This window comes from Nonomuraea sp. NPDC050310, assembly GCF_040655795.1.
Lineage (GTDB): Bacteria > Actinomycetota > Actinomycetes > Streptosporangiales > Streptosporangiaceae > Nonomuraea.
This window is the reverse complement of record NZ_JBFAKP010000001.1, coordinates 1,074,424-1,092,809: the sequence shown is the minus strand read 5'-3', so window position 1 is coordinate 1,092,809 and position 18,386 is coordinate 1,074,424. Positions and strand designations below refer to the sequence as shown.

The 18,386-nt window shown below is 72.3% G+C and carries 18 protein-coding genes; 7 read left to right on the top strand and 11 right to left on the bottom strand.

The window, feature by feature from the left end:
• Positions 1-12: 12 nt before the first annotated feature.
• Positions 13-759 (top strand): ABC transporter ATP-binding protein, encoded by a 747-nt coding sequence (locus AB0I67_RS05185; RefSeq protein ID WP_357917813.1) that lies wholly within the window; start codon positions 13-15, stop codon positions 757-759.
• A gap of 3 nt (positions 760-762) precedes the next feature.
• Entirely contained in the window at positions 763-3,255 is a 2,493-nt protein-coding gene (locus AB0I67_RS05180; RefSeq protein WP_357917811.1) for an FtsX-like permease family protein, read from the top strand.
• Between the two features lie 36 nt (positions 3,256-3,291).
• Here AB0I67_RS05180 and AB0I67_RS05175 read toward each other — a convergent pair whose 3' ends face one another.
• From AB0I67_RS05175 to AB0I67_RS05165, 3 genes are read right to left on the bottom strand one after another with little or no spacing between them, the layout of a single operon-like run.
• A complete protein-coding gene (locus tag AB0I67_RS05175) occupies positions 3,292-3,537 on the bottom strand; it encodes a hypothetical protein (RefSeq protein ID WP_357917808.1) in 246 nt (81 codons plus the stop codon).
• Positions 3,534-4,301, bottom strand: a complete 768-nt coding sequence (locus tag AB0I67_RS05170; protein WP_357917805.1) for a toxin glutamine deamidase domain-containing protein — start codon at positions 4,299-4,301, stop codon at positions 3,534-3,536. The genes AB0I67_RS05175 and AB0I67_RS05170 overlap by 4 nt, the downstream gene beginning before the upstream one ends.
• Before the next feature lie 51 nt (positions 4,302-4,352).
• Complete coding sequence (locus tag AB0I67_RS05165; RefSeq protein WP_357917803.1) at positions 4,353-4,715, bottom strand: MerR family transcriptional regulator; 363 nt, start codon at positions 4,713-4,715, stop codon at positions 4,353-4,355.
• Between the two features lie 54 nt (positions 4,716-4,769).
• Here AB0I67_RS05165 and AB0I67_RS05160 point away from each other — a divergent pair, with 54 nt between their 5' ends.
• Complete coding sequence (locus tag AB0I67_RS05160; protein WP_357917800.1) at positions 4,770-5,975, top strand: MFS transporter; 1,206 nt, start codon at positions 4,770-4,772, stop codon at positions 5,973-5,975.
• Here the strand turns inward: AB0I67_RS05160 and AB0I67_RS05155 are convergent.
• Both AB0I67_RS05155 and AB0I67_RS05150 read right to left on the bottom strand, forming a co-directional pair.
• The gene (locus tag AB0I67_RS05155) at positions 5,941-7,347 is read right to left on the bottom strand and encodes an arylsulfatase (RefSeq protein ID WP_357917797.1); all 1,407 of its coding nucleotides are present in this window, start codon (positions 7,345-7,347) and stop codon (positions 5,941-5,943) included. The genes AB0I67_RS05160 and AB0I67_RS05155 overlap by 35 nt on opposite strands.
• Positions 7,348-7,407: 60 nt before the next feature.
• Entirely contained in the window at positions 7,408-8,400 is a 993-nt protein-coding gene (locus AB0I67_RS05150; protein ID WP_357917794.1) for a LacI family DNA-binding transcriptional regulator, read from the bottom strand.
• A 254-nt stretch (positions 8,401-8,654) separates the two neighbouring features.
• On the opposite strand from AB0I67_RS05150, the gene AB0I67_RS05145 reads away from it, so the two are divergent.
• From AB0I67_RS05145 to AB0I67_RS05135, 3 genes are read left to right on the top strand one after another with little or no spacing between them, the layout of a single operon-like run.
• Complete coding sequence (locus AB0I67_RS05145; RefSeq protein WP_357917792.1) at positions 8,655-9,908, top strand: sugar ABC transporter substrate-binding protein; 1,254 nt, start codon at positions 8,655-8,657, stop codon at positions 9,906-9,908.
• Positions 9,905-10,774: a sugar ABC transporter permease gene (locus AB0I67_RS05140; protein WP_357917789.1), complete on the top strand. Its 870-nt coding sequence runs from the start codon at positions 9,905-9,907 to the stop codon at positions 10,772-10,774. The genes AB0I67_RS05145 and AB0I67_RS05140 overlap by 4 nt, the downstream gene beginning before the upstream one ends.
• Positions 10,771-11,586, top strand: a complete 816-nt coding sequence (locus tag AB0I67_RS05135; protein WP_357917787.1) for a carbohydrate ABC transporter permease — start codon at positions 10,771-10,773, stop codon at positions 11,584-11,586. The genes AB0I67_RS05140 and AB0I67_RS05135 overlap by 4 nt, the downstream gene beginning before the upstream one ends.
• 2 nt (positions 11,587-11,588) lie before the next feature.
• Here the strand turns inward: AB0I67_RS05135 and AB0I67_RS05130 are convergent, their stop codons facing one another.
• Genes AB0I67_RS05130 through rph form a run of 3 tightly spaced genes read right to left on the bottom strand, consistent with a single transcriptional unit; the run spans position 11,589 to position 14,592 of the window.
• Positions 11,589-13,238 carry a molybdopterin-dependent oxidoreductase gene (locus AB0I67_RS05130; RefSeq protein WP_357917784.1) on the bottom strand — a complete coding sequence of 550 codons (1,650 nt, stop codon included), beginning with the start codon at positions 13,236-13,238 and terminating at the stop codon, positions 11,589-11,591.
• 47 nt (positions 13,239-13,285) lie between these two features.
• Positions 13,286-13,876: an RdgB/HAM1 family non-canonical purine NTP pyrophosphatase gene (rdgB, locus tag AB0I67_RS05125; protein WP_357917781.1), complete on the bottom strand. Its 591-nt coding sequence runs from the start codon at positions 13,874-13,876 to the stop codon at positions 13,286-13,288.
• The gene (gene rph / locus AB0I67_RS05120; RefSeq protein WP_357917778.1) at positions 13,876-14,592 is read right to left on the bottom strand and encodes a ribonuclease PH; all 717 of its coding nucleotides are present in this window, start codon (positions 14,590-14,592) and stop codon (positions 13,876-13,878) included. The genes rdgB and rph overlap by 1 nt, the downstream gene beginning before the upstream one ends.
• A gap of 68 nt (positions 14,593-14,660) precedes the next feature.
• Between rph and AB0I67_RS05115 the strand changes: the two genes are divergently transcribed.
• A complete protein-coding gene (locus AB0I67_RS05115; protein WP_357917775.1) occupies positions 14,661-15,899 on the top strand; it encodes an MFS transporter in 1,239 nt (412 codons plus the stop codon).
• Here the strand turns inward: AB0I67_RS05115 and AB0I67_RS05110 are convergent.
• From AB0I67_RS05110 to AB0I67_RS05100, 3 genes are all read right to left on the bottom strand, one after another.
• Positions 15,884-16,636 carry an MBL fold metallo-hydrolase gene (locus AB0I67_RS05110; protein WP_357917772.1) on the bottom strand — a complete coding sequence of 251 codons (753 nt, stop codon included), beginning with the start codon at positions 16,634-16,636 and terminating at the stop codon, positions 15,884-15,886. The two genes, AB0I67_RS05115 and AB0I67_RS05110, sit on opposite strands and share 16 nt — an antisense overlap.
• On the bottom strand, positions 16,633-17,457 hold the full coding sequence (gene murI, locus AB0I67_RS05105; RefSeq protein WP_357917769.1) for a glutamate racemase: 825 nt from the start codon (positions 17,455-17,457) through the stop codon (positions 16,633-16,635). The genes AB0I67_RS05110 and murI overlap by 4 nt, the downstream gene beginning before the upstream one ends.
• 83 nt (positions 17,458-17,540) lie before the next feature.
• On the bottom strand, positions 17,541-18,335 hold the full coding sequence (locus AB0I67_RS05100) for a thioesterase family protein (protein ID WP_357917767.1): 795 nt from the start codon (positions 18,333-18,335) through the stop codon (positions 17,541-17,543).
• Positions 18,336-18,386: the final 51 nt, after the last annotated feature.

Below are 18,386 nucleotides of genomic sequence, written 5' to 3'. Positions count from 1 at the left end.
CCAGGAGTATCGATGACGCTCACTCAGACCCAAGCCCCGCCCGCCGTCCTGGCCAGGGGCGTGCGCAAGGTGTACGGCAAGGGCGACGCCGAGGTCCACGCGCTGCGCGGCGTCGACGTGGGCTTCGCCACCGGCGCCTTCACCGCGATCATGGGTCCGTCCGGCTCGGGCAAGTCCACGCTGATGCACTGCCTGGCCGGCCTCGACACGGTGAGCGCCGGGACGGTGCACATCGGCGACGTCGAGCTGACCGGGCTGAGCGACAAGCAGCTCACGCTGCTGCGCCGCGACCGCATCGGCTTCATCTTCCAGGCCTTCAACCTGCTGCCCACGCTGAGCGCCGAGCAGAACATCCGGCTGCCGCTGGAGATCGCCGGCCGCCAGGCCGACCAGCTCCTGTTCGACCGGGTCGTGGAGACCGTGGGGCTGAGCGACCGGCTGGCGCACAAGCCGAGCGAGCTGTCCGGCGGCCAGCAGCAGCGCGTGGCCGTCGCCCGGGCGCTGATCAGCAAGCCGCAGGTGATCTTCGCCGACGAGCCGACCGGCAACCTCGACTCGCGCAGCGGCGCCGAGGTCCTGTCGTTCCTGCGCACCAGCGTCCGCGAGCTGGGCCAGACCATCGTGATGGTGACGCACGACCCGGTGGCCGCCGCCTACGCCGACCGCGTCGTCTTCCTGCGCGACGGCTCGCTGGTCACCGAGATCTTCCAGCCCACCCCGCAGGCCGTGCTCGACACCCTGATGAAGCTGGAGGCCTGAGCCGTGCTGCGCACCACCCTGGCCGGGCTCCGGGCGCACAAGCTGCGCCTGCTGCTGACCTCCCTGGCCATCGCGCTCGGCGTGGGCTTCATCGCCGGCACCTTCGTGCTCACCGACACGCTGGAGGCGGGCTTCACGCAGAAGGTCACCGCCTCGGCCGACAAGGTGACCGTCGCCGTCCTGCCGCCCAAGAGCCAGGACCCCGAGCGGGAGGCGGGACTCACCGCCCGGGACCTGGACAAGCTCAGGGCCGTGCCCGGCGTGGACGAGGCCCAGGGCCTGCTCCGCGGCGAGGTCATCCTGCTGGGCAAGAACGGCCGCGCCGCCGGCGACTACCCGGCGCAGGCGATCTCGGTGACCGCCGGCAAGCTCAACCGCACCACCCTGGTCGGCGGCGGCTACCCGAACGGCGACAGCCAGGCCGTGCTCGACGAGAACACCGCCCGCGCGCAGGGTTTCAAGGTCGGCGACACCATCACCGTCCTGGACCGCAAGCAGGCGCGGCACGAGTTCGAGCTGGTCGGGATCTTCGACCCGGGCATCGACCGCGACCTCAGCTTCTACGGCGGCGTCGGCTTCACCCTGCCCACCGCCCAGGCGCTGTCCGGGGTGAAGACCTTCTACGAGATCGACCTGGCCGGCACCGTCCCGGCCGAGCAGCTCAAGCGGGCCGTCGTGGCCGAGGGCTTCACCGCCCAGACCAGCGCCGAGCTGGCCAGCGACCTGGCCAAGAAGTCCGGCATGGGCACCGAGGAACTCGGCATGGCCCTGCTGCTGTTCGGCGTGATCGCTATGTTCGTGGCCGCGCTGGTCATCTACAACACCTTCACCATCCTCATCGCGCAGCGCACCCGCGAGATGGCGCTGCTGCGCTGCATGGGCGCCACGCGGGGGCAGGTGTTCGGCTCGGTGCTCCTGGAGTCGGTCGTGGTCGGGCTGCTCTCCTCGGTGCTCGGCCTGGCCGCCGGCTACGGGCTCGGCGCGCTCGCCATGGCGATCCTGCAGGCCGTGGACGCCCCGCTGCCCACCGGCGCGGCGGCCACCCTGGCCCCCGCGACGATCGGCATCAGCTTGGCCATCGGCCTGGTCGTCACCGTCGTGGCGGCCCTGCTGCCGGCCCGCGCGGCCACCCGGGTGCCGCCCATCGCGGCGCTGCGCACCCAGGCCGAGGAGCAGACCTTCCGCGCCGGGGTGCTGCGCGCGATCCTGGCCGGTGTGCTGCTGCTCGGCGGCGGCGGGCTGGTCGCGTTCACCCTCACCATGAAGCGGGGCGACCAGGCGACGCTCTTCACCGCCATGGCCGGGTGCGCGTTGCTCTTCCTCGCGGTGCTGGTGCTCGGTCCCACGCTGGTCAAGCCGCTCAGCTCGCTGGTCGGCTGGGTGCCGCGCAAGCTGTTCGGGGTGCCGGGCCGGCTCGCGGTGAACAACTCCGCGCGCAACCCGCGCCGGGCCGCGACCACCACGATCGCACTGACCGTCGGCGTCACCCTGATGACGCTGATCTCGGTGATCACCGCCTCCTCGCGGGCCTCCATCGGCGCCGAGCTCGACCAGCAGTTCCCCGCCGACTACGTGCTGAGCTCGCAGTCGGCCGAGCAGCCGATCCCGCGTGCCGTCGGCGACGCGCTGAGCGGGCGGGCGGAGTTCGAGGCGGTCGTGCGGGTCCGCGAGGTGGACAGCCGGCTGGGCGGCCAGCGGATCTTCGCCGGCAGCTTCGACGGCCCGCTCGACCCGCCGCTCGCCTCCGGCTCGCTGGGCGCGCTCAAGGGCGACACCGCGCTCGTGCCGGGCTACCTGGCCGAGTCGCACGGGCTCAAGGTCGGCAGCACGGTCGAGGTCAAGGCGGCCAAGGGCCGGACCGTCCCGCTCAAGGTGGTCGGCGTGCTCAAGGACGAGGCTCCGTTGTCCGGCGTCACGCTGCCTCCCGACGCCTTCGACCGGCACTTCGGCAAGGTCGGCGACCAGCAGGTGTACGTCAAGAACCGGGCGGCCACCAACCGGGACGAGGCTCGCATGGTCGTCGATGCGGCGGTCGAGGCCTACCCGGTGGTCAAGGTGCTGAGCACCACCGAGATGCGCGGCGAGTTCGAGGACGCCCTCGACATGGCACTGATGATCATCACCGGGCTGCTCGGGCTGGCGGTGCTGATCTCGCTGGTCGGCATCGCGAACACGCTCTCGCTGTCGGTGCACGAGCGCACCCGTGAGTCGGCGCTGCTGCGGGCGCTGGGGCTGACCCGGCCGCAGCTACGGAACATGCTGTCGATCGAGGCGCTGGTGCTCGGGCTGGTCGGGGCGCTGGTGGGGGTGCTGCTGGGGGTCGGGTTCGGCTGGCTGGCGATCCGGTCGCTGCTGGAGGACACCGTGTTCGTCCTGCCGTACGCGCAGGTGGGGGTGCTGGTGCTGGGGGCCGGGCTGGCCGGGGTGATCGCCTCGCTGCTGCCCGCCCGCCGCGCCGCCCGCACCTCCGTCGTCGGCGCCCTGGCGTCCGGCTGACCCATCCCACGAGGGGATTCCCGGCGCACCGCGAGATCAGCGGTGCGTCGGGCCGGGCCAGAGGGCGGCGACCGACTCGGGGTCCAGCAGCGGGCGGACCGCCACCTCCCCGGTCTGCCCGTCGATCACGATGCACCCGCCGCCGACCGTCCCGGGCGCCTCCTCCTGCCGCGCCCAGGCCACGTATCCCCCGGGAAAGGCGTGCACGCCGATGCCGAGCCGCTCCCGCCGCACGCCGTTGAAGTACTCCTCGGCCACCGCCCGGGCCTGGTCGAGCCTCATGCCGGCCGCCCGCCACGGTCGAGCACCGCGCAGAACACCTCGGCCACCGCCGGGTAGGGCGCCTCGACGGCCATGTGCCCGCGTTGCGCGTCGATCCAGATCACCTCGCCGTGGTGGTTGACTGCGTTCCAGGCGTGCGTCCCGCCGGTCGCCCAGCGCCCGATCAGCACCGCCGCCGCGCCGTGCCCGGCGTCGCTCAGCCGCCGCGCGATGTGCGGGTAGGTCTCGCGGCCCTCCCCCGCCACGGCCACCGGCACGCCGAGCCAGCGCGCCATCCGCTCGGCCGCGCCCGCCTCGCCGGTGAGCAGGGGCCGCCCGATCCGGTCGTACTCCGGCTGCCGGGGCGCGGCGACCGCGGGCTCCCCGTGCCAGGTGGAGACCACCGCGAGGGCGCAGTCGGCCGCGTTGCCGGCCCGGAAGGGATCCCCGGCCGGGCCCTCGGCGTTGATCAGCCGGATCCACGTCCCGCGCGGGTCGGGGAACCGGACACCGTCCGGCACCGCGTCCGCCAGGTCCCGCTCGGCCTGCGGGTCCGGCCTGGCCAGCCCGCCCGCCACGCCGTACGGCCGGCAGTCGGTCAGCCTGGGCGGGCGATCGGCCCGGTCGAACCAGTCGCCGTCCTCGCGCCCGGCGGTCGCCTCGGCGGCCTGATCGGTGGCCTGTTCTGCGGCCTGATCGGCGGCCAGCTCGTAGTCGCGCCAGCGCACCCCGTCGGCCACCACCGGGTTGTAGGTCCCGTCGCCAGGCCTGAGGTCGCGGAACACGCCCCCGATGGTAGAGCGGTCACCCGCGCCGGGAGGCCGACTCCGCCAAACTCACGCCTCGACCGCCCGCAGGTAGGCGTGGATCGCGTCGCGGTTGCGGCTGAGGCAGTCGATGCGCGCCTGGATCCGCTCGGCCTCGCCCCGCAGTTGCGCGGCCATCTCGGCGGTCAGGCAGTCGCGGTGCAGGACGACCTGGCCGGGCTGGTGCAGGAAGGGCAGGATGCGGCGGATGATCTCGGTGGTCAGGCCGGCGTCGAGCAGGCCGCGGATCTGCCGCACCCGATCGACCGACTCCTCGTCGTAGCTGCGGTAGCCGTTGTCGGCCCGCTCGGGGTGGAGCAGGTCCTGCTCCTCGTAGTAGCGGAGCAGCCGGGTGGGCACTCCGGTGCGCCGGGCGAGCTCCCCGATCCTCATGTCCCCTCCACGGCATTTGCCTTCACATTGATGTGAAGGTTCGACCATTGTCGCATGCCGCGACTCTCCGGCCTGCTGGCCCTGTTCACGGCGGCTTTCGCCGCGGTGCTGACCAAGCTGCTGCCCGCCGGGCTGCTGCCCGAGCTGTCGGGCGCGCTCGGCGTGCCGCAGGCCCGGGCCGGGCTGCTGGTCACCGGGTACGCCCTGGCCTCGGCCGTGGCGGCGATCCCGCTGACCGCCGCGTTGCGCGGGTTGCCGCGCCGTACCGTCCTGATGGCGGCGATCACCGCGTTCGCCGCGTTCAACGCGGTGAGCGCGGTGTCCTCCGGGTTCGTGCTCACGCTGGGCTCGCGGGTGCTGGCCGGCGTGGCCGACGGGGTGATGTGGTCGATGCTGGCCGGGTACGCCGCGCGGATGGTGCCCGAGGAGTGGCGCGGGCGGGCGATCGCCCTCGTGCTGGCCGGGATCACCGTCGCGATGTCCGTGGGCCTGCCGCTCGGCGCGGCGCTGGCCTCGGCGGTGGGCTGGCGGGCCGCCTTCGCGGCCCTGTCCGTGGTGGCCGTGCTTCTCCTGCTGTGGGTACGGCGAAGCGTCCCGCCCTTCCCCGGTGAGCCGGCCGCGCGGCGGATGCCGGTGCGGCGGGTCGCCGCCCTGCCCGGCGTGCGGGTCGTGCTGGCCACCACGCTCGTGGTGCTCCTCGGCCACCAGGCGGTCTACACCTACCTCGCCCCGCTGTCGGCCCGCGGCGGGCTGCCGCATGCCGGGGTGGCGCTGCTGGTGTTCGGGGCGGCGACGCCGGTCGGGATCTGGCTGGCGGGGCTGGTGAGCGACCGGCCCGGCCTGGGCGGACCGCGGGCGGTGCTGCTCGGCTGCCTGGCGGGGCTGGGCCTGGCCATGGCCGTGCTCGGGCTGCTCGGCGGCGGCGCGCTCGCCCTGCTGGCGGCGGTGGCGGTCTGGGGGTGCGCGTTCGGCGGGGCGCCGACCGCCCTGCAGACCTCGCTCGTCGCGTCGAGCGGGCCGGGCGGGGCGGAGGTCGCGACGGCCATGCAGGCGACCGTCTACAACCTCGGCATCGCGCTCGGCTCGCTCCTCGGCGGCCTCGTGCTGGCCGGGCCCGGGGCGGCCGCCCTGCCCTGGGCCGCGCTGCCCCTGTTCGTCCTCGCGCTCGCACTGGTCGGCGCCGGCCGTACCGAGCGAGTCGAGGACGCCGGCCCCGCGCAGGGCTTCACGGACGCCAGCCCCGGGGCAGGACGGGGGTGACCGGGCGGCCGGGGACCAGTTCGCCGTCGCGGACGAAGCCCTCGGGGCGGCCGGTGAGCCGCCCGGCGAGCCTGGCCCGCCAGGGCGCCGGGTCCCCGGCCTGGTCGTCGAGCTCGTACGGGTCGCGCTCCAGGTCGAAGAGCTGCTCCAGCCCGTCGGAGCTGCGCCAGACGTACTTGCGCCGCCCGTCGGTGAGCCAGTGCACGTTGCCCGCCTCGGCCATGACGTGCTCCACGTGCTCGCCGTGCAGCAGCTCCCGCTCCGGCCCGCTCAGCACGCTGCGCCCCTCGACCGAGGCGGGCACGGGCAGTCCGGCCGCCTCCAGCAGCGTCGGCATGACGTCCCGCAGCTCGGTCAGCCGGCGGTCCACCCCCGGCTCGATGCCCGGCCCGCCCAGGATGAACGGGATCCGGGCCGACCCCTCGTAGGGCAGCGACTTGCGGAACAGGTGGTGGTCGCCCATCAGCTCGCCGTGGTCGGAGGCGAACAGCACGACGGTGTCGTCCGCGCCCTCCTCCAGCGCGACCTCCAGGAGCCGGTTGACCTGGTGGTCGATGTGCGTCATGTGCCCGTAGTAGCCGGCCCGGGTCCGGTGCAGGCGGCCGGGCGGGAGTTCGAGGTAGGGCGAGGCCGGATCGTGCGGGTTGCCCGCCCGGCCCCACACCGTCCGGCTCCACTCCCCGACCGGCGGCGGGGGCATCTCCTTGGCGAGGTACTGCTCGAAGGCCCAGGCGGGCGGGTCGTAGGGCGGGTGCGGCCGGTGGTAGGAGGCGAACAGGAAGAACGGCCGGTCCCGCTCCCGCGTCCGGAGGAACTCGACCGCCCGCTGGGTGGTCCAGTTGGTCGGGTGCTGCCATTCCGGGCCGGGCCAGGGCCGGGCGACCGTGCTGTTGCAGTCGACGCCGTGCTCGGCGTAGTCGGCGTCGGCCCGGCCGCTCACCTGCCGCAGCCAGGGCACGTAGTCGTCGATCTCGGCCAGGTCGGCCGCGTTGCGCCGGGCGTGGTGCAGGTAGCCGTCGTGCAGCTCGACGCTCTCGAACCCGAGCGGGTGGCGCTCGGGGTAGACGTGCATCTTGCCGATCGCGTGGGTGCGGTACCCGGCCTTGGTGAACTCCCCGGCCAGCGTGGTGTCGTACTCCCACGCCACGCCGTCGCGGTAGCCGACGCGCCCGTGCGTCTCGGCGCGCTGCCCGGTCATCAGGGAGGCGCGTGCGGGCACGCAGGTCGGGTTGGCCGAGTAGGCGCGGGTGAAGCGGCGGGCGCCGGAGGCCCAGCGGTCGAGGAAGGGGGTCTCGACCACCGGGTGGCCCTCGATGGACAGGCAGTCGCCACGCCACTGGTCGGTGAAGATCACCAGGATGTTGGGGTGCATGCGAACGCTTTCTGCGTGGACACCACGCCCGGCCGCCGAGCTGCCGCGGCCGGTGCGGTGTCAGGCGGAGCCGCGGTGGACGAGGCTCCAGTTCCGGAAGATCACCCGGCCGGGTCCCGGTTCGGCCAGGCGCTCGAAGAGCGCGCCGGCCTCCACGGCGAAGTCGGTGCGGTCGGGTTCGACGAAGGTGAGGCCGGTGGCGCCGCTGTCGCGCACGCCGCCGACGGCGATGATGGCCAGGTCGTCCGGCACCCGCAGGCCGAGCCGCGCGGCGGCCCAGGAGGCGGCGATGCCGGCCGAGTCGCTCAGCGCGAACAGCGCCGTCGGCCGGTCGGGCCGGGTGAGCAGCTCGGTCGTCACCTCGTAGGCGCGTTCCCACGAGCCGTCGGTGTGCCGGACCAGGCGCTCGTCCACCTCGCCCAGCACCCCGGCGTAGGCCTCGAAGCGGATGGGGCGGTAGCCCTCCTCCCGCTCGTACGGCCGGCGGCACAGCAGGGCGATGCGGCGGTGCCCGGCGGCCACGAGGTGCCGCACGGCCTGCTCGCAGGCCTCCTGCTCGTTGCTGCGCACCACGTCGATGCCGTCGGGCTCGATCTCGTTGCCGAAGACCAGCAGCGCCAGCCCCATCTCCACGAGCGGCGACAGGCTGGTCTGGTCGAAGTCGTTGCGGTGCCACAGGTCGACGGCGGCGCCGTCGGCGATGCGCCGGCCCAGGTGGGCCAGCCAGTCGCCCTGGACGAACATGGCGGTGGAGTAGCGGTGCCGCTGCGCCTCGGTCGCCAGGTCGTGGGCGAGGGCGGCGGCGAAGGGGGAACCGGGCCAGCGGGGCACGACGTAGACCTGTTCGGTCCGGCCACGCCGCAGGCCGCGGGCGGTGAAGCTGGGGGTGTAGCCGAGCTGCGCGGCGGCGTCCAGCACCCGTTGCCGGGTCTCCGGCCGGGCGCGGCTGGCGTCGCGGTCGTTGAGCACGTAGGAGACGGTCGCCACCGAGACGCCGGCGAGTTGTGCGACGTCGCGCACGGTGGCCTTGGGCGGCACATCACTCCTTCTCATCGCAGTTCATGATCTCAGGCCTCTGGGCACCATGCCGGAGATCTCCAGGAATCGGCTTCCGCAGGATTGTTAATCGTTTAACTGAGCCGGGTCAAGCGTCGTTATCAGAACGTTTAACCCATTAAGTCGATAGGAAATGTAGCATAGTTGCACGCCGCCTCGGCCCCGTGCTAGCGTCCCGCCTCACCGCGCGACGGCACCCGCGCCACCTCCAGGTTTCGGCCTTTCTCGCTCCTCGCTGGAAAGGCACCCCCATGAAGCTCCCCCTCCGCATCCTCGGCATGGCCGTCGGCGGCGTCCTGCTGGCCGCCTGCTCCGGCGCACCCGCCACCGAGCAGGGCGCGCGGAAGACCGTCACCGTCTACTGGAACAACGGCCACGGCTACGCCGCCTACCAGCAGGTCTTCGACGACTTCGCCAAGGCGCACGGCGTCGAGGTCAACCTGCAGAAGTTCGCCTGGCCCGACCTGCGCACCCGGCTGGCCGCCGACTTGGCCGCCGGCACCGTCCCCGACCTGGTCGAGGAGGGCTGGGGCGGGGTCAAGCAGTTCGCCGTCTCAGGCGACGTGCTGTCCCTGCAGCCCTTCGTGGACAAGGACGGCGCCGCCTCGGGCATCCCCGCCGACTGGCAGCCGGCCACCGTCGAGCGCAACTCGCACGAGGGCAAGCTCTACGGCGTCCAGCTCCACCTGACCGCCAACCTGCCCGTCTACAACACCGACCTGCTGGCCGCCGCCGGCGTCACCACCTTCCCCACCACCTGGGACGAGCTGGTCGAGGCGGCCAAGAAGCTCACCAAGGACGGCCAGTACGGCGTAGCCCTCGCCCCGGCCACCGACTACGCCACCAACTGGCTGCTCCAGAACGGCGTGAAGTACTACGACCCGCAGACCAAGCAGGTGCTCGCCCCCGCCGACAAGGCGATCGAGGCGCTGCAGTTCCTGGCCGACCTGGTCCACAAGCACAAGGTCACCCCGGTCCCGACCGCCACCACCGACTACACCGAGCCGCAGAAGCTCTTCACCGCCGGCCGCGCGGCGATCATCTTCACCGGCCCGTGGGACATCAAGCCCATCCGCGAGGCCGCCCCCGCCCTCAAGTTCGCCATCGCCCCCGCCCTGAAGCACGCCACCCAGGCCACCTACGCCGCCGGCGCCTCGGTCTTCATCCCGGCCAAGGCCAAGAACCCCGACCTGGCCTGGGACCTGATCAAGCGGCTGACCGCCCTGGAGACCGAGCGGGCCGCCACCAAGGAGGCGGCGATGCTGATGCCGCGCAAGTCATGGGTCCGGACGCCCGAGGTCGCCGCCGACCCGGTGATCAAGGGCTTCTCGGCCGGGCTCGGGTACGCCAGCGACTTCAGCGTGGACCTGCGCGCCACCGGCAAGGCCCCTGAGCTGGAGGAGCCGTTCAAGAAGCTCTACCAGAGCGTGCTGATCCAGAACGTGCCGGCCGCCGAGGCCTACGCCGAGTTCCAGGCCGCCGCCAAGACCGTCCTCGGGTCATGACCGGCGGGCTCCAACGGCGCTACGCCCGCACCGCCCTGCTGTTCATCACGCCGGCGCTGGTCTTCTTCGCGCTCTTCTTCTACCTGCCGATCGGCAACGTGCTGGCCACCAGCACGATGACCGGCGTGCGGGCCGACCAGTTCGTCGGGCTGGGCAACTTCAGCCGCGCGCTGGCCGACCCGGCGGTGCGCCACTCCTTCCTGGTCACCGTGGGCTTCACGCTCGGGGTGACCGTGGGGGCGGTGGTGCTGGGGCTCGCGCTGGCGTTGCTGCTCAACCAGAACCTGCGCGGGCGGGTGCTGTTCCGGGCGCTGCTGCTCGTGCCGTACCTCACCTCGGTCGTGGTGGTCGGGCTGATGTGGCGCAACATCCTCAACCCCAACTTCGGCATCCTCAACCGGCTGCTGGGTTCGCTGGGGCTGCCGGCGCAGAACTGGCTGACCGAGAGCCCGCTGCTGACGTTGATCGGGGTGCAGCTCTGGTCGCAGACCGGGTACGTCATGGTCATCTTCCTGGCGGGGCTGCAGGGCATCCCGCAGATGTTCCACGAGGCGGCGCTGATCGACGGGGCCGGGGCCTGGCGGCGCTTCCGGCACGTGACGCTGCCGCTGCTCGCGCCGACCACGGTCTTCGTGTCGATCATGGCGGTGATCGGCGGGCTGCAGATGTTCGGGCTGCCGTACCTGATCACCGAGGGCGGGCCGGCCGGCGCGACCAACCTGTCCATCCTGCACGTCTACCGGGCCGCTTTCGACGAGCGGAACTTCGGCTACGCGAGCGCCATGTCCTTCCTGCTCCTGCTGGTGATCGTCGCGGTCACCGTCGTGCAGTTGCGGGCGGGCAAGAAGAAGGAGGTGACGCTGTGAGGCTCCCCGCCCGGCTGGCCGGATACACGGTGCTGGTGGCCGTGGGCCTGGTCGCCCTCTTCCCGCTGCTCTACATGGTCTCGCTGTCGCTGCAGACGCAGGCCGAGACCATGCAGGGCACGCCGGTGCTGTGGCCGGCCGAGCCCCAGTGGCAGAACTACTCGACGATCTTCGACAAGGCGCCGTTCGGGCAGTTCATCCTCAACAGCCTGATCGTGGCCGGGACCATCTCGCTGGCGCACGTGCTGCTGGATCCGCTGGTCGGCTACGCCTTCGCCAAGTTCCGCTTCCCGTTCAAGGAGACGCTCTTCGTCGCGGTGCTCGGCACGATGATGATCCCGTTCTTCATCCGGATGATCCCGCTGTACGTGACGATGGCGAACCTCGGCTGGCTGGACACCTACCAGGGGCTGATCACCCCGTTCCTGATGGACGCCTTCGGGATCTTCCTGTGCCGGCAGTTCATCCAGCCCATCCCGGACGACCTGCTGCACGCCGCCCGCATCGACGGGGCCTCCGAGCTGCGGGTCTACGCCCAGGTGATCCTGCCGCAGCTCAAGCCGGCGCTCGCGGTGCTGGCGCTGTTCACCTTCGTGCACCAGTGGAACGAGTTCCTGTGGCCGCTGGTGGCGACCTCCACCCAGGAGATGCGGACCGTGCCGGTCGGCCTGACGCTGTTCGCCCAGGAGGAGTTCATCCTGTGGCACCTGACCGCCGCCGGGGCGGTGGTGCTGTTCATCCCGACGGCGGTGCTCTTCCTGTTCAGCCAGCGCTACTTCGTGCGCGGGATCACGCTGACCGGCCTCAAGTAGGGTCAGGCCGGCACGGACACCCGCACCGCGTGCCAGCCGGCCGCCCCGTCGGGCGCCGGATCGGCCCGCTGCGGGGTCTGGGTGTAGCCCGTGGCGTCGGTGGCGCGCACCTCGATGGTGTGCGTCCCCGCCACGGCGTCCCAGTCGAGCTCCCACTGCCGCCAGGTGTCCGGGCCGGGCGTCGCGGCCAGGCGGGCCTGCTGCCAGGGGCCGCCGCCGATCCGCACCTCGACCGCCTCGACACCCTTGTGCTGGGCCCAGGCCACCCCGGCGATCTTCGTCCGGCCCTTGGGGAGCTGGGCGCCGTCGCGGGGCAGGTCGATGCGGGACTGGGTCTTGATCGGGCCACGCGCCGACCAGCCGCGGGGCGTCCAGTAGGCCTCGTCCCGGTCGAAGCGGGTCACCTTCACGTCCACCACCCACTTGGTGGCCGAGACGTAGCCGTACAGGCCGGGCACCACCTGGCGGACCGGGAAACCGTGCGTGACCGGCAGCACCTCGCCGTTCATGGCGACGGCGAACAACGCGTCGCGGCCGTCCAGCACCACGTCCAGCAGGGTGCCGCAGGTCCAGCCGTCCTGGGAGGTGGACAGCAGCATGTCGGCCCCGGCGGCCACGCCCGCCTGGCGCAGCAGGTCGGCCATCGGGACGCCGAGCCAGCGGGCGTTCCCGGCGTACGGCCCGCCCACCTCGTTGGACACGCAGGTCAGCGTGATGTCGGCCTCGGTCAGGGGGCGCTTGAGCAGATCGTCGTAGGTCAGCTCGATCGGGCGGTCCACCAGGCCGTGGATGCGCAGCCGCCACTCGGCCGGGTCCACCCGGGGGACGATCAGCGCGGTGTCGACGCGGTAGAAGTCCTGGTTCGGGGTGACGAACGGGGTCAGGCCGGGCAGCTTGAGGTCCACGCCGGCCGGGAGCGGTCCTGCCGGGGAGGCGGCGGCGGGCAGGGTGAGGCTCCGCCGGGCGCTCTCCACGCCGTCGCCGGTCGACCAGGCCCGGCCCAGGGCCGCGCCCGCCCCGGCGACGACCGCCGCACCGCCCGCCCCGGTGAACAGCCGGCGCCGGTCGAAGCTGAGCTCCATCCCAGGTGCCCATTGCACCGGCGGCTGCTCGGCCGACTCAACCGCAGTGGTGGTGGTCGTCGTGGCCCGGCCGAGGAGCCACTTGAGCGTCCAGTAGCCGGCGAGCAGGCCGACCAGGGTGGGCAGCACGTCGAACTGCCCGGCGTCCGGACGGGTCAGGACGGCGGCGCCACCGGCCAGCCCGAGCAGGGCCAGGCCGGCTCCGCCGTACCAGAGCTTGCGGCGGGCGAGGATCCCGAGCCCGGCGGCCACGGCCAGGAGCACCACGAAGACGCCCGCGACCAGCACCGGCTTGTCGTTCTCGCCGAAGGTGCGGATGGCCCAGTCCTTGACCGGCGCGGGCGCCCCGTCGACGAGCGCGTCCCCGACGGCGATGACCGGAAAGGCGGCCGGCGCGGTGAACCCGGCGACAAGCTGCGCGATGCCGAGCGCGACCAGCGCGGCACAGAGCCCGGCGAGCGCTCCAGCCCAGGCGGGAACGACAGCAGAGCCCAGGCCGGAACCGCCAGAAGAGCCCTGCCCGGGAACGCCGGACGAGCCCCGGCCGGAACCGTCAGAAGAGGTGTCCACGCTCCGAACGCTACGCCCGCCGGGCGACCGGGGTTCTTACGCACCCCTTACGGCGCGAGCACCTCGGCCACGATCGGCGACAACGCCCGGAAGGCCCGCCCACGGTGACTGATCGCGTCCTTCTCGGCGGCGGTGAGCTCGGCGGTGGTCCGGCTCTCCCCCTCGGGCACGAAGATCGGGTCGTACCCGAACCCCCCGCTCCCCCGCGGCGCGAAGATGACCTCGCCCTCCAGCACCCCTTCGACCACCCGCTCCTCACCGGAGGGCAGCGCGAGCGCGGCGGCGCAGACGAACCGGCCGCCCCGGTGCTCGGCGGCCACGTCGGAGATCTGCGCGAGCAGCAGGTCGAGGTTCCCCTGGTCGTCGCCGTGCTTGCCGGACCACCGGGCCGAGAAGACGCCCGGCATGCCGTTGAGCGCGTCGACGCAGAGCCCGGAGTCGTCGGCGACCGCCGGCAGCCCGGAGGCGCGCGCCACGGCATGCGCCTTGATCAGCGCGTTCTCGGCGAAGGTGAGCCCGGTCTCGGGGATGTCACCGATCTCGGGGAACTCCTCCAGCCCGACGATGTCGAACCCGGCCAGGATCCGCCGCAGCTCGGCGATCTTCCCGGCGTTGCGGGTGGCGAGCACGATCCGCATCAGCGCAGCGCCTCCTTCTGCTTCTCGGCGAGCTCGGCGCAGCCCAGCACGGCCAGGTCGAGCAACTGGTCGAGGGCCTTGCGGTCGAACGGCGCGCCCTCGGCGGTGCCCTGCACCTCGACGAAGGTGCCCGAGCCGGTCATCACGACGTTCATGTCCGTCTCGGCGGAGACGTCCTCGGTGTAGCACAGGTCGAGCATCGGCACCCCGCCGATGACGCCGACCGAGACCGCGGAGACCGAGTCGACGAGCGGGTCGCCGGGGGTCATCCGCCGCTTGCGCATCCAGGCGATGGCGTCGGCCAGCGCGACGTAGGCGCCGGTGATCGCGGCGGTGCGGGTGCCGCCGTCGGCCTGGAGCACGTCGCAGTCGAGGACGATGGAGTTTTCGCCCAGCTTCTTCAGGTCGACACAGGGCCGCAGCGAGCGGCCGATGAGCCGGGAGATCTCGTGGGTGCGCCCGCCGATGCGGCCCTTGACCGATTCGCGGTCGTTGCGGGTGTTGGTGGCCCGCGGCAGCATCGAATACTCCGCCGTCACCCAGCCCAGGCCGCTACCCTTGCGCCAGCGCGGCACGCTGTCCTGGACGGACGCGGCGCACAGCACCTTGGTGCCGCCGAACTCCACCAGCACGGAGCCCTCTGCGTGCGCCAGCCAGTCACGCGTGATGGTGATCGGTCGGAGCTGGTCCGGGGTGCGCCCATCCTGTCGAGACATGCAGATCAGCCTATCTCCACGGCAGATCGGTCTTGACCGACCGGCATAATCACAGGGATCCTTACGCAATGACAACGGGGGTGTTGCGGAACCCCGATTTCCGCCTCTTCCTGACCTCCCACATATTGAACGAGACGGGAGCCAACGTGGCGAGGGTGGCCCTGCCGCTCGTCGCCGTGCTGTCACTCCACGCCTCCCCGTTGGAGGTCGGCCTCCTGGCCGCCGCGCAGAGCGTCGCGTATCTCTTACTCGGGCTGCCCGCGGGTGTCTGGGTGGACCGGGTGCGCCGCCGCCGGGTGCTGGTCGTCACCGACTCGGCCAGATTCGTGCTGCTCGCCCTGATCCCCCTGCTGTGGGCGGTGGGCGGGCTGAGCATGCTCGCCCTGTACGGCATAGCGCTCCTGGTCGGCTGCGCGCAGGTGCTCAACGACGTCGCCGACCAGACCTACCTGCCCGATCTCGTGCCGAAGGAGTCGCTCCCCGACGGCAACAGCAAGCTGCAGGTGGTCAGGAGCGTCGGCTTCGGCAGCGGCCCGACCATCGGCGGCGCCATCGTCCAGATCATCGGCGCCCCGCTGACCATGGCGGTCATCGCCCTTTCGGCGCTCGGCTCGGCCGTCGCGCTGACCCGGATCAAGGCGGCCGACCCGCTCCCGCAGCCCCGCAAGAGCCGCGGCCTGGCCCGCGACATCGGCGAGGGCGTCTCCTTCATCCTCCGCGAGCCGATCATGCGGGTGAACGTGCTCGTGCACACCGCCACCACGCTGTTCGTCAGCGGCGTGCTCGCGCTCGGCGTGCTCTTCCTGGCCGAGACCGTGCACCTGGCGCCGGGCGTCATCGGCCTGGTGCTGGTCGGCGGCGGCATCGGCGGCGTGCTGTCCGGGCTGCTCGGCCGCCGGCTCGTCGCCCGCTTCGGAGCCGCCCGGATCAGCTGGATCCCGTTGCTCGTCACCTCGCCGTTCGCGTTGCTGCTGCCGATGACCGAGGCCGACTGGCGGGTGAGCTTCTACCTGATCACCTCGGCCGTGATCACCTTCGGCATGACGTTGTTCGGCATCGGGGCCACCAGTTACCGGCAGAGCGTCACCCCGCCCCACCTGCTCGGCCGGGTCAACGCCGCCACCCAGTTCCTGACCTGGGGCATGGTGCCGCTGGGCGGGTTGCTGGGCGGGTTCCTGGCCACGCAGGTCAGCGTGCGAGGGGCGCTGTGGGTGCTGATGACCGGGAAGGTGCTGGCGGCGCTGCCCATCCTGTGGTCGCCGCTGGTGAAGATGCGCGACTTCGACGAGGCTCAGGTCAGGTCGTAGACCGCGCCGCTGACGGCCAGCTCGACCGGGCCGTCGTAGCCGCCTCGGGCGGCGTCCTCCAGGACGCGCTCGCGCGGGTGCCAGGGCACCAGGTGGGTGAGCACGAGCCGTTCGGCCCCGGCCGCGGCGGCGTGCTCGGCCGCCCACCGGCCGGTCAGGTGCAGGTCGGTCGGCAGGTCGGGGCGGTCCAGCATCGACGCCTCGCAGAGCATCAGATCGACCCCGTCGGCCAGCTTCACCAGAGCTTCGGAGCGTCCGGTGTCGCCGGAGTAGGCGATCGCCCGGCCGTCGTGGGCGACGCGGAAGCCGTACGCCTCGACGGGGTGGTTGACCAGGGCGGCGGTGACGGTGAAGGGACCGACGTAGAAGGAGCCCGGGGAGAGCGGGATGAAGTCGAAGGCGGTCTCCAGCCCGGGCTCGTCCGGCATGCCGTAGGCGGCGGCGAGCCGTTGCGGGGCGTCGGCGGGCGCGTAGACCGGCACCCGCGGGTACGGCGCGGCCGGCCCGTAGGTGCGGGCGACGTGGTAGCCGCACAGGTCGAGGCAGTGGTCGGCGTGCAGGTGCGACAGCATGATCGCATCCACGTCGTACAGGCCGATGTGCCGCTGGAGCGCTCCCAGCGAGCCGCTGCCGAAGTCGAGCAGGAGCCGGAAGCCGCCGGCTTCCAGCAGGTAACAGGACGCGGGGCTGTCGGGGCCCGGAAAACTGCCGGAGCAACCGACGATCGTCAATTTCATAGGGGCCTCCCGTTCGGAGTACTTCCCCCCACAGGTGCGAGTTCGACCGCTTCGATCTCCGGGCCGAGGAAGCGTCGCCCGAGCTGGGCGAAGAGAGCGGAGTCTCCGGTGGCGCGGAAGCGGTGCCGGGGGGTGGCGCCGGGTCCGGCCGCGAGGCCGCGGTCGTGCAGGATGCGGTAGACGTCCTTGGCGGTCTCGTCCGCGCTGGACACGAGCGTGAGCCCGTCGCCGGCGACGTAGGAGATGGCGCCGGTGAGCAGCGGGTAGTGCGTGCACCCCAGGATCAGGGTGTCGCACCCGGCGTCCCGGATGGGGTCCAGGTAGCCGCGGACCGCCTCGATGAGCTCCTCGCTCATCGTCTCGCCGCGCTCGACGTACTCCACCAGGCGTGGGGCGGCCACGCCGGTGAGGGCGACGTCGGGTGCGGCGGCGAAGGCGTCCTGGTAGGCCAGGGAGCTGATGGTGGCCTGGGTGGCGATCAACCCGACCCGGCCGTTCCTGGTGGCCCGTACGGCACGCCGCGTCGCCGGCTGGATGACCTCGACGACGGGCATGTCGTACCGTTCGCGCGCGTCCCGCAACACCGCCGAGCTGGCGCTGTTGCAGGCGATGACGAGCATCTTCACGTCCGACTCGACGAGGTGGTCCATCACCTCGAGGGCGTAGGCGCGCAACTCGGCGATCCGCTTGGGACCGTACGGGAAGTGCGCCGTGTCGGCCACGTAGGTGATGGACTCGTGGGGCAACTGGTCGATGATCGCCCTGGCGACCGTCAGTCCGCCTACCCCGCTGTCGAAGATGCCGATGCTCCCCTGTGACACGCCTCCGACTGTAGGGGAGGTTCAGCGGCCGGTCAGCGTAAGAATCCTCACAACCATCAGGCGTTTCTGCACGTATAGGGAGGTCAGCCGCGACCCACGCGAGCCAGCTGGCGCGACTGGGCCACCAGTTTCCCGGTGGCGTCTCTGACCTCGACCTCCTCGTCGAACCAGCCGTCGGCGATCAGCCGGCCGCTGCCGGACAGGCTCAGCCAGCCCGGCGCGGGCAGGGCGCGCAGGTGCCAGGTGAGGTCGACGGTCGGCGCCCAGCCGCGCAGCCCGGCGGAGAAGACGACCGGCGGGAGCGCGTCGACGGCGAGGGCCAGGACGAACGGGTCGGGGTCCTGCGGCTCGGCCATCCGGAACCAGGCCCGCGACTCGGGGCGGCCGGTGGGCTCGCCGCGCAGCCAGCCGATGCTCGGCGGGTCGAACCGCAGGTCCATCTGGGCGTTGAGCGTCATGCCCGACTCGGGCTTGGGGTCGGGCAGCCGCAGGCACTCCTCGACCGGGGGCAGGGCCGGGCCGGCCGGTTCGGCGTAGACGACCTCCTGCTCGGCGGGCAGCGTCGCGCTGGTCACCAGGGCCTCGAGCTGGGTGACGCCGTCCTTGACCAGGCTGGCCCGGTGGAAGGCCGCGGTCCTGCCGGCCCGGAGCTGCTCCACGTGGACGCGGGCGGGTCCGGGCGTGGGCGCCTTGAGGAACTGGGTGGTGGTGCTCACCGGGTGCGCGTGCGGCGAGGCGTCGACCACGGCGCGCAGGAGCACGGCCATGAGATAGCCGCCGTTCAGCGGGCCGCCGATCGAGTAGCCAGGGTCGAGGCAGACGTCATAGGTGTGCTCGTCCACCCTGATCGCCTGGGTCGCTTCGTCGAACTTGGTCATCCCACACTCCCGAATTTTATTCTAGTAAAGACATACTCTACGGCATCGGGT

What these genes read in the sequence shown, in the direction of transcription:
- AB0I67_RS05185 (WP_357917813.1), top strand. Translation starts at nt 13, where the DNA reads ATGACGCTCACTCAGACCCAAGCCCCGCCCGCCGTCCTGGCCAGGGGC.
- AB0I67_RS05175 (WP_357917808.1), bottom strand. Translation starts at nt 3,537, where the DNA reads ATGAGGCTCGACCAGGCCCGGGCGGTGGCCGAGGAGTACTTCAACGGC.
- AB0I67_RS05165 (WP_357917803.1), bottom strand. Translation starts at nt 4,715, where the DNA reads ATGAGGATCGGGGAGCTCGCCCGGCGCACCGGAGTGCCCACCCGGCTG.
- AB0I67_RS05160 (WP_357917800.1), top strand. Translation starts at nt 4,770, where the DNA reads ATGCCGCGACTCTCCGGCCTGCTGGCCCTGTTCACGGCGGCTTTCGCC.
- AB0I67_RS05155 (WP_357917797.1), bottom strand. Translation starts at nt 7,347, where the DNA reads ATGCACCCCAACATCCTGGTGATCTTCACCGACCAGTGGCGTGGCGAC.
- AB0I67_RS05150 (WP_357917794.1), bottom strand. Translation starts at nt 8,400, where the DNA reads ATGAGAAGGAGTGATGTGCCGCCCAAGGCCACCGTGCGCGACGTCGCA.
- AB0I67_RS05145 (WP_357917792.1), top strand. Translation starts at nt 8,655, where the DNA reads ATGAAGCTCCCCCTCCGCATCCTCGGCATGGCCGTCGGCGGCGTCCTG.
- AB0I67_RS05140 (WP_357917789.1), top strand. Translation starts at nt 9,905, where the DNA reads ATGACCGGCGGGCTCCAACGGCGCTACGCCCGCACCGCCCTGCTGTTC.
- rdgB (WP_357917781.1), bottom strand. Translation starts at nt 13,876, where the DNA reads ATGCGGATCGTGCTCGCCACCCGCAACGCCGGGAAGATCGCCGAGCTG.
- rph (WP_357917778.1), bottom strand. Translation starts at nt 14,592, where the DNA reads ATGTCTCGACAGGATGGGCGCACCCCGGACCAGCTCCGACCGATCACC.
- AB0I67_RS05115 (WP_357917775.1), top strand. Translation starts at nt 14,661, where the DNA reads ATGACAACGGGGGTGTTGCGGAACCCCGATTTCCGCCTCTTCCTGACC.
- AB0I67_RS05110 (WP_357917772.1), bottom strand. Translation starts at nt 16,636, where the DNA reads ATGAAATTGACGATCGTCGGTTGCTCCGGCAGTTTTCCGGGCCCCGAC.
- AB0I67_RS05100 (WP_357917767.1), bottom strand. Translation starts at nt 18,335, where the DNA reads ATGACCAAGTTCGACGAAGCGACCCAGGCGATCAGGGTGGACGAGCAC.